Below are 21341 nucleotides of genomic sequence, written 5' to 3'. Positions count from 1 at the left end.
AAAGGAGGAGGACGATGACGGAGAGCAAGCGAATTCTGGCTGATGTCCTGCTGCGCCCCGTTATTACCGAGAAGACGACGGCTTTGATGGAGCAGCGCAAATACGTCTTTGAAGTGATGCCCAACGCCACCAAGCCGCTCATCCGGGCCGCTGTTGAGGAAATGTTTGGAGTACGGGTTACTTCCGTCAACACCCTGAAGCTGCCCCGTAAGCAGCGGCGGGTAGGTCGTTTTGTGGGTTACCGCAGCCGTCCCAAGCGAGCGGTGGTAACTTTGGCCGAAGGCGATTCCATCGTCCTCTTCCCTGAAACCTAGCACTCCTGGTTGAGCCATGGGCATTCGCACGTTCCGACCCTACACCCCCAGCGCCCGCCACATGACAGTCTCCAACTTTGAGGAGCTGTCGCGGGATGAAAACGGCAAGCGACCTCGACCGGAGAAGTCGCTGCTGCAATTTATCCACCGCAAAAAAGGCCGCAACAACCGCGGCGTTATCACCTGCCGTCACCGGGGCGGCGGCCACAAGCGGCTCTACCGCATCATCGACTTCCGCCGCGACAAACGCGGGATCCCGGCCACCGTCAAGACCATCGAGTACGATCCCAACCGCAGCGCCCGCATCTGCTTGGTGGAGTACGCCGATGGCGAGAAGCGCTACATCCTTGCCCCTCGCCACATCCAGGTGGGAGCCACGATCATGGCTGGGCCTGAAGCTCCCTTCGAGGTGGGCAACGCCATGCCCTTGGAGCGGATCCCCCTGGGGACGGTGGTCCACAACGTCGAGCTCTATCCCGGCCGCGGCGGACAACTTGTTCGCGCTGCCGGAACTGGCGCCCAGGTGGTAGCCAAGGAAGGCAAGTATGTCTCCCTAAAGCTGCCCTCGGGCGAGGTTCGCATGATTCGAGGGGAATGCTATGCCACCATCGGTCAAGTAGGCAATGTGGACCACAACAACATCAGCCTCGGCAAGGCGGGGCGCAGCCGTTGGCTGGGTCGCCGTCCCCACGTGCGGGGCTCAGCAATGAACCCTGTGGATCACCCCCACGGCGGTGGGGAAGGAAAAGCCCCCATTGGCCGCAGTACTCCCGTTACCCCCTGGGGTAAGCCTACCCTGGGGCACAAAACCCGCAAGCGCAACAAGCCCAGCAACAAGTTTATCGTGCGCGGTCGCCGTCGGGGTGGGCAGCGGGACAAGGGCGGGGTGGCGGTGCAGTAGCAGCCAGGCCAGCCACCTGCTGCCTACCGAATTGCTTGAGCTTGAACCAAGTTGTTAGAGGGGGAAACTCCTATGGGACGTTCTCTTAAAAAAGGTCCGTTTGTAGATGCCAAGCTGCTTCGCAAAATCGAGAAGCTCAACGAGCGCAATGAGAAGCAAATGATCAAAACTTGGTCGCGGGCCAGCACTATCCTCCCTGTGATGATTGGTCACACCATTGCCGTTTACAACGGCAAGCAGCATGTGCCCATCTACATCACTGACCAGATGGTGGGTCACAAGCTGGGGGAGTTTGTCCCCACCCGCACCTTCCGCGGCCACGCCGGCAGCGACAAGAAAGCTGCCCGCTCTTGAATTCAGCAAGGAAGAGGAGAACGCCATGGCCGATCCTTCCCCTGAAGTTAAAGCGGTAGCCCGTTACGTTCGCATGTCTCCCTACAAGGTGCGGCGCGTCCTCAACCAAATCCGGGGGCGCACCTATGCCGATGCCTTAATTCTGCTGGAGTTCATGCCTTACGCTGCCTGCGAGCCGGTGCGCAAGGTGCTGCGCTCAGCGGTAGCCAATGCTGAACACAACAACGGCCTGGATCCCCGCAATCTTGTCATCAGCAAAGCCTACGCTGACCAGGGGCCGACGCTGAAGCGGTATCGCCCCCGCGCCCAGGGCCGGGCCTACCCAATCCGCAAGCGCACCTGCCACATCACCATTGCTGTCCGGCCTCTAGAAGCTAAGGCGGAGACGGCTCCCTAAATTTCCCGACCTCTACCCTTTAACCGCGTACCATGGGCCAGAAGATCCACCCTTTCGGCTTGCGCCTCGGCATTATCAAGGAACACCGCAGCCGCTGGTTTGCCGACCCAGCTCACTACCCAGCCCTGCTGCAGGAGGACGATTTCATCCGCACCTATGTAACCAAGAAGTTGAGCAACGCTGGTCTAGCTGACATTCAGATTGAGCGCAAAGCCGATCAGATCGACCTGGAAATCCGAGCTGCACGACCGGGTGTCGTGGTCGGCCGTGGGGGGTCCGGCCTTGAAGAGCTGCGCCAGGGCTTGCAAAAAGAGCTAAGCCTGCGCGGCAGCCCCAATAGAACCATCCGCATCAATGTAGTCGAGGTTACCCGTCCTGATGCGGAGGCAACGTTGTTGGCGGAAAACATTGCCCAGCAGTTGGAGCGGCGGATTGCCTTTCGTCGCATTGTCCGCCAGGTTATCCAACGAGCCCAGCGGGCTGGCGTGCAAGGGATCAAGGTTCAAGTTGCCGGGCGGCTAAACGGTGCTGAGATTGCTCGCAGCGAGTGGACGCGGGAAGGCCGGATCCCTCTGCAGACTCTGCGGGCAGACATTGACTATGCCGAGCGCGTTGCTCAGACCACCTATGGCGTCATTGGGGTCAAGGTCTGGGTCTTCAAAGGAGAAATCCTTCCTGGCCAAGAAAGTCTCGAACCCAAAGTTTCCTTGCAGCCGGCCAAGCGTCGGCAGCAACGGCGGCGGCCTACTTTTGAAGACCGCTCAGCCAAGGTCTGAGGGCCAAGAGCGGAACCCCTACTGCAGTTACTCAAGGAGCGGCCATGTTAAGCCCCAAACGAACCAAATACCGCAAGCAGCAGCGTGGGCGCATGAAGGGCAAGGCAACCCGTGGCAACCGCATCAGCTTTGGGGAATATGGCCTTGTGGCCCTAGAGCCCGCTTGGATTACCGCACGACAGATCGAGGCCAGCCGTCGGGTTATGAGCCGCTACGTTCGGCGGGGAGGCCAGATCTGGATCCGCATCTTTCCCGACAAGCCCGTTACCCGGAAGCCTGCCGAAACCCGCATGGGATCCGGCAAAGGCAACCCCGAGTACTGGGTTTGCGTCGTCAAGCCAGGCCGCGTCCTCTTTGAAATGGGGGGAGTTCCTGAAGCAACAGCCCGGGAGGCCATGCGCCTGGCCGCTCACAAGCTTCCCATCAAAGTTAAGTTTGTAACCAAAGCTGACTTTGAGAAGCCAGAACCTGCTCAGGAAGCAACTGCAGAATCTCCGGAAGTAGCAGCTAGCGCTAGCTAGAGGAGGAAAGTTACCATGCCCATGCCCAAAATTGCCGATGCACGCGCCCTATCAGACGAAGAATTGGCCCAAGAGATCTACGCCGTCAAAAAAGAGCTGTTCGAGTTGCGTCTGCAGCAAGCCACACGGCAGCTTACTCAACCCCACCTCATTCGCCTGCGCAAGCACAAGCTAGCTCAACTGCTGACCGTGGAGGCAGAGCGCAAACGTGGCAAGTCCTTGCCCTCAACTCAGGTCAAGAAGGAGGAGTAATGCCTGCTCGCGAAAAGATTGGCGTTGTTGTCAGCAACAAGATGCAAAAGACGGTGGTTGTTGCCGTAGAAAACCGGGTTGCCCACCCAAAGTACGGCAAAATCGTCGTCAAAACCAAAAAGTTTAAGGCCCACGACGAGGAAAACCGCTGTCAAGAAGGGGATCTGGTGCGCATCGTCGAAACCCGTCCCCTCAGCCGTACCAAACGCTGGCGGGTGGTTGAGATCCTACGGGAGATGAAGAAGCTATGATTCAACAGCAAACCATGCTCACGGTAGCCGACAACACCGGCGCCCGCAAACTCATGTGCATCCGCGTCCTGGGCAGCAGCGGCCGTCGCTATGCCAGCCTGGGCGATGTGATTGTTGGTGTTGTCAAAGAGGCTCTGCCCAACATGCCAGTTAAAAAATCCGATGTGGTCAGGGCCGTTGTCATCCGCACGGTGGACACGGTACGCCGCCCTGATGGTACCTGCATCCGCTTTGACGACAACGCTGCCGTGATCATCAACGACGATGGCAACCCCCGGGGAACCCGCGTCTTTGGCCCTGTAGCCCGCGAGCTACGGGAGAAAAACTTTACCAAGATCATCTCGCTTGCGCCGGAGGTCCTGTAATGGTTCGCCCTCTTAAGCCCAGCCAAATCCGACGACTTCTCCGCCAACCTGGCGTTCGCAAGCACCGCAACAGTCTGCGCTATAAGATGCGCATCAAAAAAGGGGACTTCGTCCAGGTAATTTCGGGTGACGACAAAGGCAAAGTCGGCGAGGTGTTGCGGGTCTTTCCTGAACGCAACATGGTTTTGGTGGAAGGAGTTAACATCGTTACCTACCACCGCAAGCCCCAACGGGAAGGCGAAAAGGGCCGGATTGAGACCAAAGAAGCACCCATCCACGCCTGCAAGGTGATGCTTTATTCCAAAAAGCACGAGGTTGCCAGCCGGGTCGGCTACCAAATTACCGCCGATGGCCGCAAAGTCCGCGTTCTCAAGAAAACCGGCGAGATCCTTGACTAGAGATTTCGAGAGCTCTGACCCAGCCCAGAGCAGGAAGGAGAACTTACCATGCCCCAACGTCTGCAAGTCCTCTACCACACGGTCATCGTTCCCAAGCTGCAAAAGGAGTTGGGCTACACCAACATCCACCAAGTGCCTCGCTTGGAGAAGATTGTCATCAATCGCGGCTTGGGAGAGGCCTCCCAAAATGCCAAGGCCCTGGAATCTTCCATTGCAGAAATTAGCGCCATTACTGGCCAACGTCCCGTAATTACCCGCGCCAAGAAGGCCATTGCCAGTTTTAAGATCCGCAAGGGCATGCCCGTTGGCCTGATGGTAACCCTGCGGCGGGAGCGGATGTATGCGTTTTTGGATCGCCTCATCAACCTGGCTTTGCCCCGCATTCGCGACTTCCGCGGCGTCAACCCCAAATCCTTTGATGGGCGCGGCAACTACACCCTTGGAATTCGCGAGCAACTGATCTTTCCCGAAGTCAACTACGACGCCGTTGACCAGATTCGAGGCATGGACATCTGCATTGTCACCACCGCTAGGACCGACGAAGAGGGCCGTGCCCTGCTTAGGGAGTTTGGCATGCCCTTTGCCTCTTAGGCTTACCCCTACCCACAATTCCCTCAACTATCTTCCCAGGAGCACTAACCCACCCATGGCCCACACCAACGACACGATTGCCGACATGCTCACCCGCATTCGCAATGCCACTATGGCTCGGCACGAATCGGTGGCGGTCCCGGCCACGCGCATGACCCGCAGCATTGCCCGCGTTCTCCACGAGGAAGGTTTTGTCAGCAGCTGGAAGGAGGAGGGAGAAGGGATCCAAGCGCGGATTGTGCTGCAGTTGAAGTACAAAGGCAAAGGCAAAGACCGCCGACCCATCATCAATGGCCTCAAGCGGGTAAGCCGGCCTGGCCTGCGGGTTTACTGCGGCCATAAAGAACTGCCCCGGGTGCTGGGAGGAATTGGAATTGCCATCATCTCCACCTCCAGCGGCATCATGACCGACCGGGAGGCTCGCAAGCGGGGCATCGGCGGCGAAGTGCTCTGCTACGTCTATTAAGGTTTCTCTGGTCAGGAGTGCCTCCATGTCTCGTATTGGCAGACGCCCCATTCCCCTTCCCCCCAAGGTTGAGGTTCACATCGAGGGTCAACAGATCTCGGTCAAAGGCCCAAAGGGGCAGCTACTGCGCACCTTGCCTCCCTTGATTGCCGTGCGTCAAGAAGACCAAAGACTCCTAGTCAGCCGGGTCAACGAGTCTCGCCCGGCCCGCCAACTGCACGGCCTCTGCCGCACCTTGATTGCCAACATGGTCGATGGAGTATCCAAGGGATTTGAGCGCAGGCTGGAATTGGTGGGCGTGGGATACCGAGCTTCCACGCAGGGCAACAAGTTGATCCTAAACGTCGGCTACAGCCACCCCGTGGAGATCCCTTTCCCGCCCGGGATCCAAATTTCGGTAGAAGGCAACAACGTCATCGTGGTCTCGGGCATCGACAAAGAACTGGTGGGCAATACAGCAGCCCGCATTCGAGCTGTGCGTCCGCCCGAGCCCTACAAGGGCAAAGGGATCCGCTACCTCGGGGAACAAATCCGTCTCAAAGCAGGTAAGTCCGGCAAAGGGAAGAAATAGCCATGAAAATAAAAGCCAACCGCAAACTCACAACCCAACGCCGCCATCGCCGCATTCGCCGCAAGATTTCCGGTACTCCCGAGCGGCCCCGTTTGGCTGTGTTTCGATCCCACCGCCACATCTATGCTCAGGTGATCGACGATGTAGCCCAACGTACTCTGGTTTCTGCCTCCACCCTGGACAGAGAGCTGCGGGGAGCGTTCCAAGGGGTTGGCACAGCCACCCGAGAGGCTGCTGCGATTGTAGGACGTGCAGTTGCTCAGCGAGCCCTCCAGGCAGGCATTTCTCGAGTCGTTTTCGACCGCGGCGGCAAGCTCTACCACGGACGGGTTCGGGCCCTGGCAGAAGCTGCTCGAGAAGCAGGCCTACAGTTCTAGTTTCTGAGAAAACGGCATATGGCTGAGCAGAAAGAATCTCGCAGAAGCAAGAAGAGCCGCGAAGAACAAACCGGCGAGTGGCAGGAGCGGGTCATCCAGATCCGACGCGTCTCCAAAGTGGTCAAGGGCGGCAAAAAGCTGAGCTTCCGCGCGGTGGTTGTAGTGGGCAACGAGCGTGGACAGGTGGGGGTTGGCGTGGGCAAAGCCAACGATGTGCTCGGAGCAGTGCGCAAGGGAGTAGTGGACGGCAAAAAGCACTTGATTGAGGTGCCCCTGACCAAGGGCTTGTCGGTACCCCACCCCATGCGAGGCTCTGGCGGCGCGGCTACCGTGTTGGTGATGCCGGCAGCTCCTGGCACAGGGGTCATTGCTGGGGGGGCGGTGCGCGCCGTTCTAGAACTGGCAGGGGTGCGCAATGCCTTGGCCAAGCAGCTAGGCTCCAGAAACCCTCTCAACAACGCCCGTGCCACCATTGACGCCCTGCGGCGGATGCGCACCTTTGAACAGGTAGCTGAAGATAGAGGGATCGACGTGCGCCGCCTGTTTAGTCAGTAGGAGGTTAGTATGCGACTGGAAGATATTCGCCCCCAACCAGGCTCGAAGCGGCGGCGGCGGCGGCTGGGCCGTGGTATTGCTGCTGGTCAGGGAGGTTCCTGCGGCAGGGGAATGCGAGGCCAAAAAGCCCGCAGCGGAGGAGGCCCTCGACCAGGCTTTGAGGGAGGTCAGACACCCCTCTACCGGCGGTTGCCCAAGCTCAAGCATTTCCCCCGCTACGTACGTCGCCCGCAGTACACCCTGGTTAACCTGCGCGCTCTGGCAACCCTGCCTGCTGGCAGCGAGGTGACTCTAGAAAGCCTAATGGAGTTGGGGATCGTGACCACCAACGACGGCCCGCTGAAGATCTTAGGGGACGGGGAAGTGCGCGTGCCCCTGACCATCCGGGCTGCTGCCATTACTGCCTCGGCCAAAGCCAAAGTGGAGGCCGCCGGAGGCCGAGTGGAGATTGTGGGATCCCGGCCCGCTCGCTCCTAGGTTGGCGGCAACTTTGGTTTTGCCGACTTCCCCACCGGCAGCGTAGAGTGGTAAGTAGCTCACCTGGCTCTTTGCTAAATCTATGGCTGACACACGAGGCTCTACTCCCTCCGCTCAAGAGACTTTCATGCAGATGGCGATGGCCTCGGGCCTGCGCAGCCGTCTGCTCCTGACCCTGGGCTTGTTGTTGTTGGTGCGGCTGGGCATCTATATTCCCATCCCCAGCATTGACCGAGTTCGCTTTGCTGCTGAGGCGGCCAACAGCCCAGTGTTTGGCTTTCTGGATATCTTCTCGGGGGGCGGCATTTCTGCCTTGGGGGTCTTTGCCCTCGGCATCCTGCCCTTCATCAACGCCTCGATTATCATGCAACTGCTGGTTTCAGCCATCCCAGCCTTGGAGAACCTGCAGAAAAACGAGGGGGAGCAGGGCCGGCGGCAGATTTCCCAGTACACCCGTTACGTCACCCTTCTCTGGGCCATCATCCAAGGCATTGGCATCTCCTTCTGGGTGCGGGAGTTTGCCAATACCAGCAACGAGCTGGCCTTTATGGCCTCCACCACCCTGGCGCTGGCAGCAGGCTCCATGTTTGTCATGTGGCTGGGGGAAATGATCACGGAGAAGGGGGTGGGCAGTGGGCCGTCGCTGTTGATCTTCGTTAACATTGTTGCCACGTTGCCGCGCGCCCTGGGTCAAACCATCAGCCTGGTTCGCGCCGACAGCAGCACGATTGGGGGTATCCTGGTGTTGACGGCTGTTTTCCTAGCCACCATTGTCGGCATTGTCTTTGTCCAGGAGGGCAGCCGCAAAATTCCCATCATCTACGCCAAGCGCCAGGTGGGCAACAAGCTGTTCCGCGAGCAGAAGAGCTACTTGCCCCTGCGGCTTAACCAGGGGGGGGTGATGCCAATCATCTTTGCCTACTCGGTGCTGTCTCTACCTTGGGCTTTGGCCCAGTATACGCAGAGCCCAGCCTTAATTCAGGTGGCCAACCTCCTCTCCCCTACCTCCTGGTTTTACATCCCCTTCTACTTCCTGCTCATTCTCTTCTTTAGCTACTTCTACGCTTCCTTGATTATCAATCCAGTAGAACTGGCCCAGAACTTGAAGAAACTGGGTGCCAGCATTCCAGGCGTGCGTCCTGGCAAGGCCACGGCTGAGTACATCGAAGGGATCCTCAACCGGCTGACACTGCTGGGGGCCTTGTTTTTGTGTGCGGTGGCCATTATTCCCACGACAGTAGAGCGGGCAACCGGCATTACCACTTTCCAAGGCTTGGGAGCCACCTCGCTGCTCATTTTGGTGGGGGTAGCCATTGAAACCTCCAAGCAAATCCAGACTTACGTTATTTCGCAGCGTTACGAAGGGATGGTCAAGCAGTAGTGCTGAGGTTAATCTTTTTAGGACCGCCAGGAGCAGGCAAGGGTACGCAGGCGGAGCGGCTGTCAGCCATCTACCACACACTCAAAATTTCTACAGGCGATCTGCTGCGGGCAGAGGTCAAAGCCCAGACTCCGCTGGGGCGGCAAGCCAAGGTGTACATGGATGCAGGGGAGCTAGTGCCCGACGAGGTGTTGATTGGGATGGTCAGAGGCCAGTTGCAGCGGTCGCCGGAGCAAGGCTGGATCCTAGACGGCTTCCCCCGCACCTTGGCGCAGGCAGAGGCTTTGGAAGAGCTGCTGCAGGAGCTGGGGCAAGACTACGACCACGTCCTCAACCTAGAAGTGCCCGACGAGGTGGTAGTGGCGCGGCTGTTGGCCCGCGGCAAGGAGCAAGGGCGCAGCGACGATGCTGATGAGGCCGTCATCCTCAAACGCTTGCAGGTGTATCGGCAGCAAACCGCTCCCCTAATCGACTTTTACGAGGCTAAGGGCCGTTTGCGGCGGATTAACGGCAACCAGCCGATGGAAGTGGTCCAGCAGCACCTACAGGCCCTTTTGGAGAGCTGTAGGAGGACGGCATGACCAAGGCCAGAAAGCCGGGGCTGGGGTCTTCGCGGCGAGGCCTGCAGCTTGGTGAAATCAAATCTCGCCGGGAAGTGGAGAAGATGCGGCGGGCTGGGCGAGTGGTGGCTCAGGTGCTGCAGGAAATTGCCGAGCGCCTGGAGCCGGGCTGGACAACCGCAGACATCGATGCCTACGCTGAGCGGCGGGTAGCGGAGTTAAATGCCCTGCCCAGCTTCAAGGGCTACTACGGCTTTCCCGCCTGCGTCTGTGTCAGCATCAACCATGAAGTGGTGCATGGGATCCCCAGCCCCCGCAAAGTGGTGCAGCCAGGAGACATCGTCAAGGTGGACTTTGGCGCCATGGTGGAAGGCTGGCATGCGGATTCTTGCATCACCATTGGCCTAGAGCCCCTCAGCGATGCCGCCCGCGACCTCATCGACACAGCGGCCCAAGCCCTACAGGTAGGCATCGAGCACGTTCGCCATGGGGTCTGGCTGCAAGATGTCTCAGGCGCCATTGAAGACTATGTGCGGGAGCGGGGCTACTCCGTGGTGAGGCAGTACGTTGGCCATGGCGTGGGTCGCAACTTGCACGAAGAGCCGCAGTTTCCTCACTACCGCACCCCTGAGCTGCCCAATCCCAAGCTTCGCGCCGGCATGACGCTGGCCATTGAGCCAATGGTCACTGCGGGGGGAGAGGCCACGCGAGTGTTGCCGGATCGCTGGACGGTGGTAACAGTGGATGGCTCCTGGTCAGCCCAGTTTGAGCACACCATTCTGGTTACCGAGGCCGGCGCTGAGATTTTGACAGATCGCACCCCCTTTCAGTCCTAGAGAGTTCCCCCATGAAGGACTGCAACAGCTAGGATAGAAGAGGTGGAGTATTGTTTCGGCTCTTAACCCCCTCTTAACAGGAGAGGGGAGGGCCATAGAGTTGCGTTGTCTGAGAAGGAGGGCTACTTGGCTAAGGAAGACGCTATTGAAGTGGAAGGGGTAGTTACGGAATCCCTACCCAATGCCATGTTCCGGGTGGACCTGGACAATGGCTTTAACGTTCTCGCCCACATCTCGGGCAAGATCCGCCGCAACTACATCAAGATCCTGCCCGGCGACCGGGTAAAGGTGGAGCTCAGCCCCTATGACCTCAACAAGGGGCGGATTACCTACCGCCTTAAGAAAAATGAGTAGGTGTTTTCCAGATCCTGCTGGGGCGGGTGAGAAGGAAGCGCGAGGGGGCAGTCATCTCCACAAACCCCTCGCTTTGCTTATGTGCATCCAGGGCAGTTTGCCTGGGGGTTGCTGAAGCCCAGCCCACTGCTAGGTAAGGTGGGTACCCACTCGGCCGCTCAAGCTGGTTCTCCAGCATTCTCTTCCCAGGGATCGCTATCCCTGGAGGGGGGGGGAGCTGGCTCAGGAGGAGGAGGGGAAGTTTCTTCTTGGGGATACTCCTGTTCCCACGCCGGTTGTTCAGAGACAGGAGAGGACGCGGGCCGAGGGGGTGGGGGTTCAGGCTCTGCTTCGGCGTAGACGTCCTCTTCCTCCGTCTCTTCCGCTGCGTATTCCTCGGCGTAGGCTTCCTCGTAGCGTTCCTCCGCCTCAGCCTCAGCGGTAGACCTAGGCAGGGCAGGGGCAGGGGCGCCTGCAGCTAGCCAGGGGGGCTTGCCTAGCCCCAGGGTCTCCAAGATTCCTTTGGCCAGTTGGGTCAAGCGGGTCTCAGCGCCATCAGCCACAATGAGGCGATCGCCGCCTACGGAGACGATCTCATCAGCAGGAAGCAGATAAGTGCTGAGGATAAAGCCAGGCAAAAAGGTGAGGCCAAGGCTGGAGAGGATTAAGCCACTGATTAGACCAGAGACAGAGTTAAACTCAAAGTCCTTAACCTTACCGAGGCGGATCCCTTCTTCCGTTACCACTTCGCTGCCGACTACCCGGCTGAGACCCTCCAAATTCAAGTCTTCGAAGACTTCATCGCTGGGGACGAGGATAGCGTCTTGCCCTAGGGCTGTGACCTGCTGCAGCTCTAGTAAACGGGGCGATCCAGCAAAGGCTCTTTCCAGCACCCCCAGCACCAGGACCTGCCTAGCTTCCAGATCTGCCCAAACTTCGCTAACCACTCCGAGCCGGGCCCCATTGGCTTGGCTAATCACCTGCGTTCCCAGAACCTGTGACCGCCGACGAACCTCTGGTCGTGCTAGCGCAACAGATCCTTTCTCCGTTGTCATGGTGGTTTCCCCGTCGTAAGTCGAAGTGTTGGCGTGAGTGGGCTGGTCAGCCGGCCCCAGGCATCAAAATCCAATAGTACCACTGCCCGTCTCTTCTCTAGCGGGCTGCCGGGATCGGATCCCGGCCAATTTGCTTGCTCCAGGCTAAAAACCGCTCTGTCATGCCCTGGAGGGAATAGTGCTGTTCTGCGTGGTGTCGGCAGTGGCTGCGGTCGATGCAATCCAAGTGTTCTACGGCCCTTGCTAAGGCCGCCACATCGTCCGGCTCTACCACCCAGCCAGTTTCTCCATCGCTGACAATTTCCGCCGGCCCGCCGCGACGGTAGGTGATCACGGGCACACCGCACGCCAAAGCTTCCACCGCCACTAGGCCAAAGGCTTCCACCCACTTGGGGGTCATGATCAAGGCCGAGCATTGGCCCAAGAGCCGCTGCAGCTGGGAGGTGGGCAAAAACCCCCGGTAGTCCAATTGAGCCCGTGGGTACTGTTCCCGAATCTGCTGCCAGTAGGCCGGGTCTTGCAGGTGGCCCAGGATCAGCACTGGCCTTCCCGTCTTCTCCGCCAGGGCGGCGCAGTCTTCCAGGCCCTTTTCCGGGGCAATGCGGCCAATCCAACACAGGGATCCGTTCCCCTTGGGCACAAACTCGTAGCGGCTGAGGTCGACGCCACAGGGCAAATAGACAAAGGGATCCCGGCCTGCCGACATCTGGGCGCGGGCAAAGGCAAAAGTCTGGGCTTGGGCTCGCGAGTGCACCGCCAGCCGACCTGGGTAGCGATGGGCAATGTGCTCCAGGACCTGATCCACAGCATCGCTAAGGGATCCCATGCTGAGGATATGGGCCACCGGTGTGCGGAAAAAATCGGTCAGGTAGAACGAGAGCCAGTCGTAGCTCCAGTTCACGATAAGCTCAAACTGCTCCTGCAGTTGGGCAGCTCGCTGCCACAGGTTGGCCACCAGAGAAGGGGTGGAAAAACAGACCGGCTGGTCGCGGCGCTGGCTCTGGGCATAGGGCGGGGGGAGGCCTGGGACGGTCTCGATGACTCCCTCCGGCAAGTCAGCACTGTGGGATCCCTCAGGCGCTAGCACGCGCACTTGGGCCCCTCTCTCAAGCAGGCTACGCGCCAAGTTGACAAGGTTGAGCTCCACCCCACCGCCCGCCCCCGACCCAAGAGGCCCAACGGGGGTGGAGACAAACAAGAAGCGGTAAAGACGACCCATGCAGCCTTCCGGCCCAACCCCTTGCTGAGCTGGGTTAATCCCTGAGGGGGGGATCAGGTTCTAGACACGAAGATTTCCTCTTTCTCGACCTTAACCTTGTAGGCAGTTAGGTTGGCATCGGCTGGGCCGCGAATACGGCTGCCATCAGCAGCAAAAGCTGAGCCATGGCAGGAGCAGACGAAGTTCTTGCCCCGCCAGTCCACCTCGCAGCCAGCGTGGGGACAGGTTGCGTCCAGAGCCAGTACCGAGTCCGCTTTTTTGGGATCCTTGACCAGCCACAGCGTGGCAGTGTTGTTGCCGAAGGCGTTTTTCACCTTGAGGGGACCTTTCTCCAGATCAGCAAGGGTTGCAACCTTTACAAATTTCGGCTCAGCAGCCCTGGGACTGGCAGGGGCGCCCTGCGCAAGGGCCCGGTCGAAACGGCGCCGCGTCAAAGCAGGCAGCAGGCCCACTAGCGCGCCCAAGCCAAGCGCTATCCAGCGCAGAAAACCACGACGGTTGCTATACATGGCCACTAGATCCTCAAGACAAAGCGAAGCGTCAGCCAGGAACCTTCCCAAGGGGGTGCCAGCAGGCCACCTTCCAATTATGGCTTCAGCCAGCGCAAACCGCACTTTTGCAGGCTCTGCAAATCGCCGTGTGCGCGGCCCGCGGTTGTGTCCTGCCTTTGGGGAGGGCATGAGGTCGTTAACCAAAGCGCGAAATTGACATTCTCCCTGCCCTAAAGGACAGGGATTCTTTCTCAGACAGCAGGATGAATCCTGCCGGCTGAGCTACAAAGCGCTCCGCGCCGCCGTAGGCGAAAGAGCATGAGGTTTGAACCTCGGCCCTATGGGGGATGCCATAACCCCAACTACTGGGCCGGAGCCCAGATACGTTTGACTGCACGCTGCACTCTTCTTATGAATGGATGGAGCGACTGTTGCAGTCTAGCAAAAGCCGCCCTAAAGGGCGGGGCTTGTACCCAGTTTTCTTGGTCAACCTCTAGTGGCCTTTGGGATGCCCCCGAAGGTGTTGGCGGCGTTCCTCATATTCTGCGCGGGTGAGCAGGCCCTGCTTCCACTGGATCTCCAACTGCTGCTCGGGATCCCGGACTTCCCGACTTTTCGCACTGGTCCATTCCAGCTCGAGGAGATCCCGGTTGAAGCGGAAATCGAAGTCCTCATTGGTCATGGTGAGCAACCACAGGCCCTCCAGCAAGCAGAGAGCTCGCAGCCCATAGCTGAGGATCTGCAGGGGAAGAGAGGGAACCCACACCATCAGCCCCACCAGCAAGTACACCCACCCCCAGCGCTTGTGGCCCATGTAGAAGCGCTGCAATCCCGGGATCACCACCCCCAGCACTGCCAACCAACCGGCTGCCTCGCGAACCAGCCGCTGGCGTGGCGGTGGGGGCGCCTCTCGGCCCTCGGCCATGCTCTGCCCTACCTACACCTGCCACCAGGCTAGCGCAGTTTCCAAGTCCTTGGCAGAGGGAGAGAGAACCCAAGCTCCAAGCGCCTTCCGCCTATACTTGATGGGGGCAGATGGAAAGCAAAAAATGGCGGAGCGGGAGCTAGCGGTGGCGATCCTGGCAGCGGGCAAGGGCACCCGCATGCGGTCGCAATTGCCCAAGGTGCTGCACAAGCTGGGATCCTTGTCTTTGATCGAGCGGCTGCTGCGCACAGTGCTGGCTCTGGAGCCCCAGCGCTGTCTGGTGATCGTGGGCTACCAACAGGAGCAGGTGCGACAGACTCTGCGAGAGTATCCCGTCGAGTTTGTAGAGCAGGCCCAGCAGTTGGGCACCGGACATGCGGTGCAGCAGCTTTTGCCTGTTCTAGGCGACTTTCAGGGGGATCTGCTGGTGGTCAACGGGGATGTGCCTCTGTTGCGGGTGGAAACCCTGCAGGCCCTGCTAGAACGCCACCGCCAAGTCCAGCCGGATGTGACGTTGCTCTCGGCTCAGGTGGCGGATCCCTATGGCTATGGGCGGGTGTTTTGCGACGCCCAGCAGCGAATCCTGGAGCTGGTGGAAGAGCGCGACTGCACCCCGGCCCAGCGGCAAAATCGCCGCGTCAACAGTGGCGTCTACTGTTTCCATTGGCCGGCCCTGGCACGGGTGCTGCCGAGTTTAGGGCGGAACAACGCCCAGCAGGAGTACTATCTCACCGACGCAGTGAAACTGCTGGAGAAAGCCATCGCCCTGGACGCTGAGGATCCGCGGGAAATCGTCGGCATCAACGACCGCCGCCAGTTGGCCCAGGCCCACCAGATTCTTCAAGAGCGCCTCAAAGAGGCCTGGATGGAGGCGGGGGTAACTTTCGTGGATCCCGACAGCGTCAGCCTGGAAGAGACGGTGGAATTGGCCCCCGATGTGGTGATCGAGCCCCAAACCCATCTGCGAGGGCCGTGCCGCATTGGGCCGCGCACCCGTCTGGGGCCGGGCAGTTGGATTGAGTCCAGCACCATCGGCTCCGATTGCCACATCCTCTACTCGGTGGTCAGCCACAGCCAGATCGGCAACCACGTCTGGGTAGGGCCCTACGCCCACATCCGCCCCAACAGCTGCATTGGCGACGGCTGCCGCATCGGCAACTTTGTGGAAGTCAAAAACACCCAGATTGGATCCCACACCAATGCCGCCCACCTGGCGTATCTAGGCGACGCCAAGCTGGGATCCCAGGTCAACATCGGCGCCGGCACGGTTATTGCCAACTACGACGGCCAGCAGAAGCACTTCACGGAAATCGGCGATCGCAGCAAGACAGGGGCCAACTCGGTACTGGTGGCTCCCCTCAAGATAGGATCCGATGTCACCATCGCCGCCGGTTCCACCATCCCTGCCCGCTACCCTGTGCCCGACGACTGCCTGGTGATCGCCCGCGCTTACCCGGTGGTCAAGCCGGGCTGGCGACCAGGGATCTCCGCTGCTAGCCGCCCCCAGCCTCTACCCCCAGGATCCCTGCGCATCTACCCCTTGCGCCTCTTGCCCGGACAAGACCTGAAGCAGGAGCTGGAGCGCTTTGCCCGCCAACAACCCCTGCAGGCAGGCTTTGTTCTCAGCGCCGTTGGCAGCCTCCGCCAAGCCACCCTGCGCCTGGCCGACCAAACCGAGGATTGCCTGCTGGCCGAGCCCCTGGAGATCCTGTCCCTGAGCGGATCCCTCTGCCCGGACGGCGTCCATCTTCACCTTGCCGTTGCCAATGCCCAGGGCCGAACTTGGGGAGGGCACCTGCGCCCTGGCTGCCTCATCTACACCACCGCCGAAATTGTCCTCGCCGACAGCCTGGAGTATCGCTTCTCCCGCCAACTGGATCCAGCCACCGGCTACTTGGAGCTGCACATCGAAAAGGTGGCCAAGCAGCCGCTCCAGGCAGCGGAAGACACCTAAGCAGCGAGTATATTGGCTAACATAGCCTTAGGTCAGGACCACCCTGACTAGCCCTAGGGGTTGCTGGCACAAGCTGAGAAGGGGGGTATTCCCTATGCCCCGAGTGAGCACTGCCGAGGAGCTACTGGCAAGCTACGCTGCTGGCGAGCGCAACTTTCAAGAATCCAACCTGGTGGGCGTAGACTTGGTGCGCGCCATGCTGCAGGGGGCAAACCTGAGAGGGGCCAACCTCTCCTTTGGCAAGCTGAGTGGAATTAACTTGCAGGAAGCCGATTTGCGGGGAGCCGATCTCAGCTCCGCCAACCTCATAGGGGCAAACCTGCGCGGCGCCAACCTCTGGGAAGCCAACTTGATCGGCGCTGACCTTAGCTTTGCCGACCTGCGGGAGGCCAATCTCCATGGAGCCTACCTCTGGGAGGCCAAGCTAACCCGCGCCCAACTGCAGGGATCTGACCTGAGCGCAGCCAAGTTGGGGGGAGCGGTGCTGATTGGCGCTGACCTGAGCGGAGCCATCCTACCCGATGGCACAGTACAGCCCTGGTCTGCTCCCTCGGCAAACAAGGCAGAATAGAACCGGTGCAAGCGGCTTTCCTATGTTTTTGCTATTTAACCTGCTCTTGACTCTGCTGCTGGCTTTGGGAGTGGCAGTCCTAGCTGGCCAAAACCCGACCTTGCGGACAGTGCAGTTTCTGCTGTGGCGCTCGGTGGAGCTGCCCTTGGGATTGCTCATCGCCGCCGCCATTGGCCTAGGCCTGCTGACCGTGGGGCTGGGCTCTTTTCTCTGGCCTGAACGCAGTTTTTCCCTTGTCGCCCGCCAGTTGCAGGAACGGCTGCAGCAACTGGAAACGCAGGAGCAGCCGCCTGCCTAGGGCGTCCCGCTGCTGGAATGGCCCGCACCTCCAAGAGAGGACGTAAGCTGAGAGAGTGTTCTCAGCAGTGCCTAGCCGAGGTGACAGCCATGCCTCATTCAGATCCGCGCGCCCTGCGCAAAGCCCTGCGCAGCTCCAGCACCTACTTTGCTAAAGGATTCGAAGAGTACAAGGATCAGGCCCAACGAGAGCTGCAGACTACTTACAAAAGCCGCCTAGTGGAGCAGATTCGCGCCCAGTCTTACCGCTATCAGCGGGGGGATATCACCATCCATCTAGCCAAAGCGTTTGGCTTTTGCTGGGGAGTGGAGCGGGCGCTAGAGTATGCCTACGAAGCTCGGCACCGCTTTCCCGATCGCCAAATCTGGATCACCAACGAGATCATCCACAACCCCCTGGTCAACCGGCACTTGCAGGAGATGGGGATCCGCTTCGTGGAGAAAGGCCCAGACGGCAAGAAAGACTTTTCCCAAATCCGGCCGGAAGATGTGGTCATTTGGCCCGCCTTTGGGGCAAGTGTCTCGGAAATGGAGTTTTTCCGCTCCCAGGGCAACGAGATTGTCGATACCACCTGTCCTTGGGTGTCTCGCGTTTGGAACCAGGTGGACAAGCACCGGGCTGCCCAGTTTACCTCCATCATCCACGGCAAGTACGACCACGAAGAGACCGTGGCCACCAGCTCCTTTGCCGAAAAATATCTGGTGGTGCTGAACCTAGAAGAAGCCGAATGGGTTGCCCGCTACATCTTAGAAGGCGGGGACCCAGAAGAATTTCGGCGGCGCTTTGGCAAGGCTACCTCCCCCAACTTTGATCCGGATCGGGATCTGGAGCGGATTGGCATCGCCAACCAGACGACGATGCTCGAGGAGGAAACCCGTGCCATAGCCAAGCTGTTTGAGATCACGATGCTGCGCAAGTATGGCCCCCAGGAGCTGGACAAGCACTTCATGAGCTTCAACACCATCTGCAACGCCACCCAAGAGCGGCAGGACGCCATGTTTGAGCTGCTGGAGCGGCCTTTGGATGTCGTGGTGGTTATTGGCGGGTTCAATTCCTCCAATACGACCCACCTGCAGGAAATTGCCCTCTCGAAAGGGCTGCCCTCTTATCACATTGACGGCCCCGACTGCATCCAACCGCCCAACCGCATCCGCCACAAGCCCCTCCACCAAGACCCAATCGTTACAGAAGGGTGGCTGCCCGACGGGCCAGTGCAGATTGGTATTACCTCCGGTGCCTCTACCCCCGACCGCGTTGTGGAGGAGGTGATCCTGCGCATCTTTGCCCTGCGCGAACAGCCGCAGACCCCTCCGCAGGGATCCCTTCCCCTTGGCTTCTAGAAGGCGTGCTCACCACTCTTTTTCAGGTCTACCTCCCCCTGCTAGGCTGGACGCTGCTGGGGTTTGCCCTTCAGAAAGGGCTCCCCTGGCGCCATTGGCTAAATCCCCAAGCGCTGGGCCGCTTCATGTTTTGGGTGGGGGTTCCCCTGGGCACCCTTGGGTTTATGCAGACGGCGGACCTCTCTGGCCAGCTCTGGGCGGCCCCTTTGGTCTGCTGGCTGGCCACAGGGCTAGGGTATGCCCTGGCCAGTGCCTGGCTGCAGTGGCAGCACCACACCTGGCAGGGGAAGAAAGAGTGGGATCCCTGGCTTTGGAGCAGAGCCCGGCAAGGCAGCTTTTACCTAACAGCCACCCTGGGAAATACGGGTTATTTGGGCTACCCCATCTGCTTGGCAGTGGGCGGGAGCGCCTACTTTGGCTGGGCTTTGTTTTACGACCTGTTGGGCACCCTCTTTACTGCCTACGGTCTGGGAGTCTGGGTTGCCAGCCGCTACAGCGCTTCCTTCACCCCTCCCTGGCAAGCCACGCTCCGCGTCCTAAGCAGTCCCACTCTCTGGTCTTTCTTTGTCGGCCTGGCAATGGCTCGCCACCCTCTGCCAGAATGGCTAGCCCAAGGGCTCACTGCCTTTGCCTGGAGCACGATTCCCCTGAGCTTAATCCTTTTGGGCATACGGCTAGCCCAGGTGCCGCACTGGGGATCCCTTCGCCCCGCCGCCGTGGCCCTCTTCATCAAACTTGTTGCCGTTCCCCTTTTGGTGGGCTTGGGGTTAGCCTTGACTCCCTATCCTCCTTTGGCCAAGCTGGTGCTGGTCTTGCAGACGGGTATGCCCCCTGCCGTTGCCACCCTGGTGCTTGCGGAAGAATACGACTTGGATCGCGAGCTAACGGCAACAGCCCTAGCCGTAGGCTACGTGGCAGCCTTGCTGACTTTGCCGTTCTGGTTGCTGCTGTGGGGATCCTAGTAGGCCAAGTGAGACAGAGCCTGCTCCAGGTAACGATGCACTAGGCGATCCAACTCAGCCTCCTCCTTGGGCAACTCCTGCCCCTCCAGCCATCCCTGGAAGCCTGAGCTTTCCACGATGGCCTGCCGCAACGACTTCCAAACTGCTTGCAGGTGCGGTGCTGGATTGGGGCTGAGAGCAGGACTGGTCATGATCCCCGCCAAACAAGGTTAGCGCTAATCCTAGGATAGCCCAGATCCGGCTTGGCTTTGGTTAAACAATTGGCTGGGCTGCTGGATGCGCAGAGTTGGCCCCAAGGCATTGAGAAGGGCAACGCCGTAGCTGCGGGCAATGATGCGGCTATCCAGAATCGCCACCCAGCGTTGGGGCAAGCCAGTAGCCTCAGCTACTTCGGATCCCTGCCGCAAGGGAGCGACGGCTCGCTGCAGTTGACTGGCTGCCACCGGCAAAAGGTATTGGCGAAACCAGTCCTGCCGACTGCGCTGCAGATACTGCACTCGCGCGGCCACCCTGGGATCTTCCATCGAGGGAAACGGCAGGGTGGCAATGGCCAGCAGCTCCGGGCAAGGTAGGCTAGCCTTGTGCTGCAGCCAGTAGGACCAGTCGCAGACCAAGATGCCCTTTTCTCCTCGAAAGGGGCTATTCACCCGTACCCGCGAGCCAAACTCAGCGGCCAAAGCAGCTCCGACCTGCACCTGGAGGGGTTGATCCGAAACCAGCACCACCACAAAGCCCTGCGCCTTTGCAATCAGGCTCTTTAGCTCCTGCAGCAAGTGTTCCCGGAACAGAGGACTGTTGGGCAAGGGCAGCCACGGCAAATAGAGAGCCAAACTGGGCAGGGGCTCCCCCCCGGAGCGGATCCATTCTTCGCCTGAGCTAAAGCGTAGGGGCGTCAAATCCGGTAAGCCTAAGCGCCAGCGATAGCTTTCTGCCTGCCGATCCAAATCCAGCGCCTCGCCGATAATTACCACGGGTTGGGTAGCCCAGATGGGCGCTAGCCATTCGTGCAAAGCCACCGGGCTGTGGTAAAGCGTGAGGCGGCCGGTCTCGCGATTGGTTTCCGCCCACCAGACCCAGCGGGAAGCGGGATCCCCTTCGGCCCCAAGCCGCCGGCGGAGCTGATCCCAAGGATCCGGCAGCCAGCCGCGGTAGCCGGCCACCAGGGACAGCGCTACTTCCAGGTGAACCTGTTCGTCTGCCTGAACTAAGCAGCGGGAAAGGGGCCGTCGCAAAAGCTGTAGAGCCAACTGAACCTGGGCCTGGGAGATTCGCTCAGCCTCAGCAGGAAAGATCTGCCGCAGTTGCTGCCAGTGGTTGGCTTCGATGGTTAGGGTCAGCGCTTGGTAGGCCCACTCCTCCAGGTCTTCGGCGCCGTCCAAGATCAACGGGATCCCGGTTGGCATCTCTGCTCCCCTCAAGCGCGCCTGCAGCCAATCCAGGGGATCGACCAACAGCAGCCCCTGAAAGTCGGCATCTGGCCAGCGATCCTTTTGCAAAACCGGTTTGTGCAACTGCAAAGTCTGCTGCAGCCAGGGGATCTCCTCCCCCAGAATTTGCGCCTGCACAGGCACCGGGGCACACAGCAAGGTACCATGGGGCCACATCAAAGCCGGCAGCAGATAGCTGAGGCGGTGCTGACCCCCGCTCGGCACCTGGATCAAGGTGCTGCGCCCCAGCCGCAATCCCCGGGCCACCATGCGGGCCATCGTCAACTGATGGGGCCACCCGGCATCGGGAAGCTGCCGCAAGAGCTGGCGCAACTGTTGGTGGACTTCAACCTCGATCACAGGGATCCGCCACAGACGCTCAGGTGAACTAGCCTATTCTAAGGTAGGGAAGAAAACCAAACG

31 protein-coding genes and 1 pseudogene are annotated in these 21341 nt (G+C 59.9%); 26 read left to right on the top strand and 6 right to left on the bottom strand.

The features are described 5' to 3' along the window. The first annotated feature begins 14 nt into the window (after positions 1-14). The 20 genes from NW804_RS00905 to infA all read left to right on the top strand — a co-directional run bounded on the left by NW804_RS00905 (position 15) and on the right by infA (position 10697). Positions 15-314 (top strand): 50S ribosomal protein L23, encoded by a 300-nt coding sequence (locus NW804_RS00905; protein WP_414359244.1) that lies wholly within the window; start codon positions 15-17, stop codon positions 312-314. 16 nt (positions 315-330) lie between these two features. Further along, complete coding sequence (gene rplB, locus NW804_RS00900) at positions 331-1215, top strand: 50S ribosomal protein L2 (protein WP_414422624.1); 885 nt, start codon at positions 331-333, stop codon at positions 1213-1215. 72 nt (positions 1216-1287) lie between these two features. After that, positions 1288-1569, top strand: coding sequence for a 30S ribosomal protein S19 (rpsS, locus tag NW804_RS00895; protein WP_414394222.1), 282 nt, complete (start codon positions 1288-1290; stop codon positions 1567-1569). A gap of 25 nt (positions 1570-1594) precedes the next feature. After that, complete coding sequence (gene rplV, locus NW804_RS00890) at positions 1595-1966, top strand: 50S ribosomal protein L22 (RefSeq protein WP_414394223.1); 372 nt, start codon at positions 1595-1597, stop codon at positions 1964-1966. Positions 1967-1998: 32 nt separating this feature from the next. Beyond that, positions 1999-2742, top strand: coding sequence for a 30S ribosomal protein S3 (gene rpsC / locus NW804_RS00885; RefSeq protein WP_414394225.1), 744 nt, complete (start codon positions 1999-2001; stop codon positions 2740-2742). A 44-nt stretch (positions 2743-2786) separates the two neighbouring features. After that, the gene (rplP, locus tag NW804_RS00880) at positions 2787-3263 is read left to right on the top strand and encodes a 50S ribosomal protein L16 (protein WP_414404826.1); all 477 of its coding nucleotides are present in this window, start codon (positions 2787-2789) and stop codon (positions 3261-3263) included. Between the two features lie 15 nt (positions 3264-3278). Continuing rightward, positions 3279-3515 carry a 50S ribosomal protein L29 gene (rpmC, locus tag NW804_RS00875; protein WP_414394229.1) on the top strand — a complete coding sequence of 79 codons (237 nt, stop codon included), beginning with the start codon at positions 3279-3281 and terminating at the stop codon, positions 3513-3515. Further along, positions 3515-3766 carry a 30S ribosomal protein S17 gene (gene rpsQ, locus NW804_RS00870; RefSeq protein ID WP_414394231.1) on the top strand — a complete coding sequence of 84 codons (252 nt, stop codon included), beginning with the start codon at positions 3515-3517 and terminating at the stop codon, positions 3764-3766. The genes rpmC and rpsQ overlap by 1 nt, the downstream gene beginning before the upstream one ends. Beyond that, positions 3763-4131: a 50S ribosomal protein L14 gene (gene rplN / locus NW804_RS00865; protein WP_414394233.1), complete on the top strand. Its 369-nt coding sequence runs from the start codon at positions 3763-3765 to the stop codon at positions 4129-4131. Before rpsQ ends, rplN begins: the two co-directional genes overlap by 4 nt. Continuing rightward, a complete protein-coding gene (rplX, locus tag NW804_RS00860) occupies positions 4131-4529 on the top strand; it encodes a 50S ribosomal protein L24 (RefSeq protein ID WP_414394234.1) in 399 nt (132 codons plus the stop codon). The genes rplN and rplX overlap by 1 nt, the downstream gene beginning before the upstream one ends. Before the next feature lie 48 nt (positions 4530-4577). Further along, a complete protein-coding gene (rplE, locus tag NW804_RS00855) occupies positions 4578-5120 on the top strand; it encodes a 50S ribosomal protein L5 (RefSeq protein ID WP_414410320.1) in 543 nt (180 codons plus the stop codon). A 55-nt stretch (positions 5121-5175) separates the two neighbouring features. Further along, on the top strand, positions 5176-5586 hold the full coding sequence (rpsH, locus tag NW804_RS00850; RefSeq protein ID WP_414394238.1) for a 30S ribosomal protein S8: 411 nt from the start codon (positions 5176-5178) through the stop codon (positions 5584-5586). Between the two features lie 25 nt (positions 5587-5611). Further along, positions 5612-6157 carry a 50S ribosomal protein L6 gene (gene rplF / locus NW804_RS00845; RefSeq protein ID WP_414404822.1) on the top strand — a complete coding sequence of 182 codons (546 nt, stop codon included), beginning with the start codon at positions 5612-5614 and terminating at the stop codon, positions 6155-6157. Between the two features lie 8 nt (positions 6158-6165). Then, on the top strand, positions 6166-6534 hold the full coding sequence (gene rplR, locus NW804_RS00840) for a 50S ribosomal protein L18 (RefSeq protein WP_414394401.1): 369 nt from the start codon (positions 6166-6168) through the stop codon (positions 6532-6534). Positions 6535-6552: 18 nt separating this feature from the next. Next, positions 6553-7089 (top strand): 30S ribosomal protein S5, encoded by a 537-nt coding sequence (gene rpsE, locus NW804_RS00835; RefSeq protein ID WP_414422623.1) that lies wholly within the window; start codon positions 6553-6555, stop codon positions 7087-7089. A 9-nt stretch (positions 7090-7098) separates the two neighbouring features. Further along, positions 7099-7566: a 50S ribosomal protein L15 gene (gene rplO / locus NW804_RS00830; protein ID WP_414394244.1), complete on the top strand. Its 468-nt coding sequence runs from the start codon at positions 7099-7101 to the stop codon at positions 7564-7566. 82 nt (positions 7567-7648) lie between these two features. Continuing rightward, positions 7649-8947, top strand: coding sequence for a preprotein translocase subunit SecY (secY, locus tag NW804_RS00825; protein WP_414394246.1), 1299 nt, complete (start codon positions 7649-7651; stop codon positions 8945-8947). Further along, positions 8947-9528 (top strand): adenylate kinase, encoded by a 582-nt coding sequence (locus tag NW804_RS00820; protein ID WP_414422622.1) that lies wholly within the window; start codon positions 8947-8949, stop codon positions 9526-9528. Before secY ends, NW804_RS00820 begins: the two co-directional genes overlap by 1 nt. Next, the gene (gene map / locus NW804_RS00815; RefSeq protein ID WP_414422621.1) at positions 9525-10343 is read left to right on the top strand and encodes a type I methionyl aminopeptidase; all 819 of its coding nucleotides are present in this window, start codon (positions 9525-9527) and stop codon (positions 10341-10343) included. Before NW804_RS00820 ends, map begins: the two co-directional genes overlap by 4 nt. 126 nt (positions 10344-10469) lie before the next feature. Further along, the gene (gene infA / locus NW804_RS00810) at positions 10470-10697 is read left to right on the top strand and encodes a translation initiation factor IF-1 (protein WP_414394403.1); all 228 of its coding nucleotides are present in this window, start codon (positions 10470-10472) and stop codon (positions 10695-10697) included. Between the two features lie 158 nt (positions 10698-10855). Here the strand turns inward: infA and NW804_RS00805 are convergent, their stop codons facing one another. From NW804_RS00805 to NW804_RS00790, 4 genes are all read right to left on the bottom strand, one after another. Further along, complete coding sequence (locus NW804_RS00805) at positions 10856-11731, bottom strand: PRC-barrel domain-containing protein (protein WP_414422620.1); 876 nt, start codon at positions 11729-11731, stop codon at positions 10856-10858. Positions 11732-11828: 97 nt separating this feature from the next. Then, positions 11829-12950: a glycosyltransferase family 4 protein gene (locus NW804_RS00800; protein WP_414346900.1), complete on the bottom strand. Its 1122-nt coding sequence runs from the start codon at positions 12948-12950 to the stop codon at positions 11829-11831. 53 nt (positions 12951-13003) lie between these two features. Continuing rightward, positions 13004-13459 carry a ubiquinol-cytochrome c reductase iron-sulfur subunit gene (locus NW804_RS00795; RefSeq protein ID WP_414422619.1) on the bottom strand — a complete coding sequence of 152 codons (456 nt, stop codon included), beginning with the start codon at positions 13457-13459 and terminating at the stop codon, positions 13004-13006. 475 nt (positions 13460-13934) lie between these two features. Beyond that, entirely contained in the window at positions 13935-14366 is a 432-nt protein-coding gene (locus tag NW804_RS00790; protein ID WP_414346902.1) for an SHOCT domain-containing protein, read from the bottom strand. A gap of 124 nt (positions 14367-14490) precedes the next feature. Between NW804_RS00790 and glmU the strand changes: the two are divergent. From glmU to NW804_RS00760, 6 genes and pseudogenes are all read left to right on the top strand, one after another. Continuing rightward, positions 14491-15840 (top strand): annotated as a pseudogene (glmU, locus tag NW804_RS00785) (bifunctional UDP-N-acetylglucosamine diphosphorylase/glucosamine-1-phosphate N-acetyltransferase GlmU); the annotation flags it as partial. After that, positions 15823-16320: a PPC domain-containing DNA-binding protein gene (locus tag NW804_RS00780; RefSeq protein ID WP_414404953.1), complete on the top strand. Its 498-nt coding sequence runs from the start codon at positions 15823-15825 to the stop codon at positions 16318-16320. The pseudogene glmU and the gene NW804_RS00780, both read left to right, overlap by 18 nt. 94 nt (positions 16321-16414) lie before the next feature. Then, positions 16415-16891 carry a pentapeptide repeat-containing protein gene (locus NW804_RS00775; RefSeq protein WP_414394253.1) on the top strand — a complete coding sequence of 159 codons (477 nt, stop codon included), beginning with the start codon at positions 16415-16417 and terminating at the stop codon, positions 16889-16891. A gap of 22 nt (positions 16892-16913) precedes the next feature. Next, positions 16914-17189 carry a lipopolysaccharide assembly protein LapA domain-containing protein gene (locus tag NW804_RS00770; protein WP_414394255.1) on the top strand — a complete coding sequence of 92 codons (276 nt, stop codon included), beginning with the start codon at positions 16914-16916 and terminating at the stop codon, positions 17187-17189. An 89-nt stretch (positions 17190-17278) separates the two neighbouring features. Next, the gene (locus tag NW804_RS00765; RefSeq protein WP_414420470.1) at positions 17279-18529 is read left to right on the top strand and encodes a 4-hydroxy-3-methylbut-2-enyl diphosphate reductase; all 1251 of its coding nucleotides are present in this window, start codon (positions 17279-17281) and stop codon (positions 18527-18529) included. Between the two features lie 5 nt (positions 18530-18534). Next, entirely contained in the window at positions 18535-19491 is a 957-nt protein-coding gene (locus NW804_RS00760; RefSeq protein WP_414422618.1) for an AEC family transporter, read from the top strand. Here the strand turns inward: NW804_RS00760 and NW804_RS00755 are convergent. Continuing rightward, the gene (locus NW804_RS00755) at positions 19488-19682 is read right to left on the bottom strand and encodes a hypothetical protein (RefSeq protein ID WP_414394261.1); all 195 of its coding nucleotides are present in this window, start codon (positions 19680-19682) and stop codon (positions 19488-19490) included. The two genes, NW804_RS00760 and NW804_RS00755, sit on opposite strands and share 4 nt — an antisense overlap. 30 nt (positions 19683-19712) lie before the next feature. Beyond that, positions 19713-21278, bottom strand: coding sequence for a hypothetical protein (locus NW804_RS00750; protein WP_414410329.1), 1566 nt, complete (start codon positions 21276-21278; stop codon positions 19713-19715). Positions 21279-21341: the final 63 nt, after the last annotated feature.

This window comes from Synechococcus sp. WC10meta (genome assembly GCF_047461475.1).
Note: the sequence above shows the minus strand (reverse complement) of the source record. Positions and strands in the feature narration are given on the sequence as shown.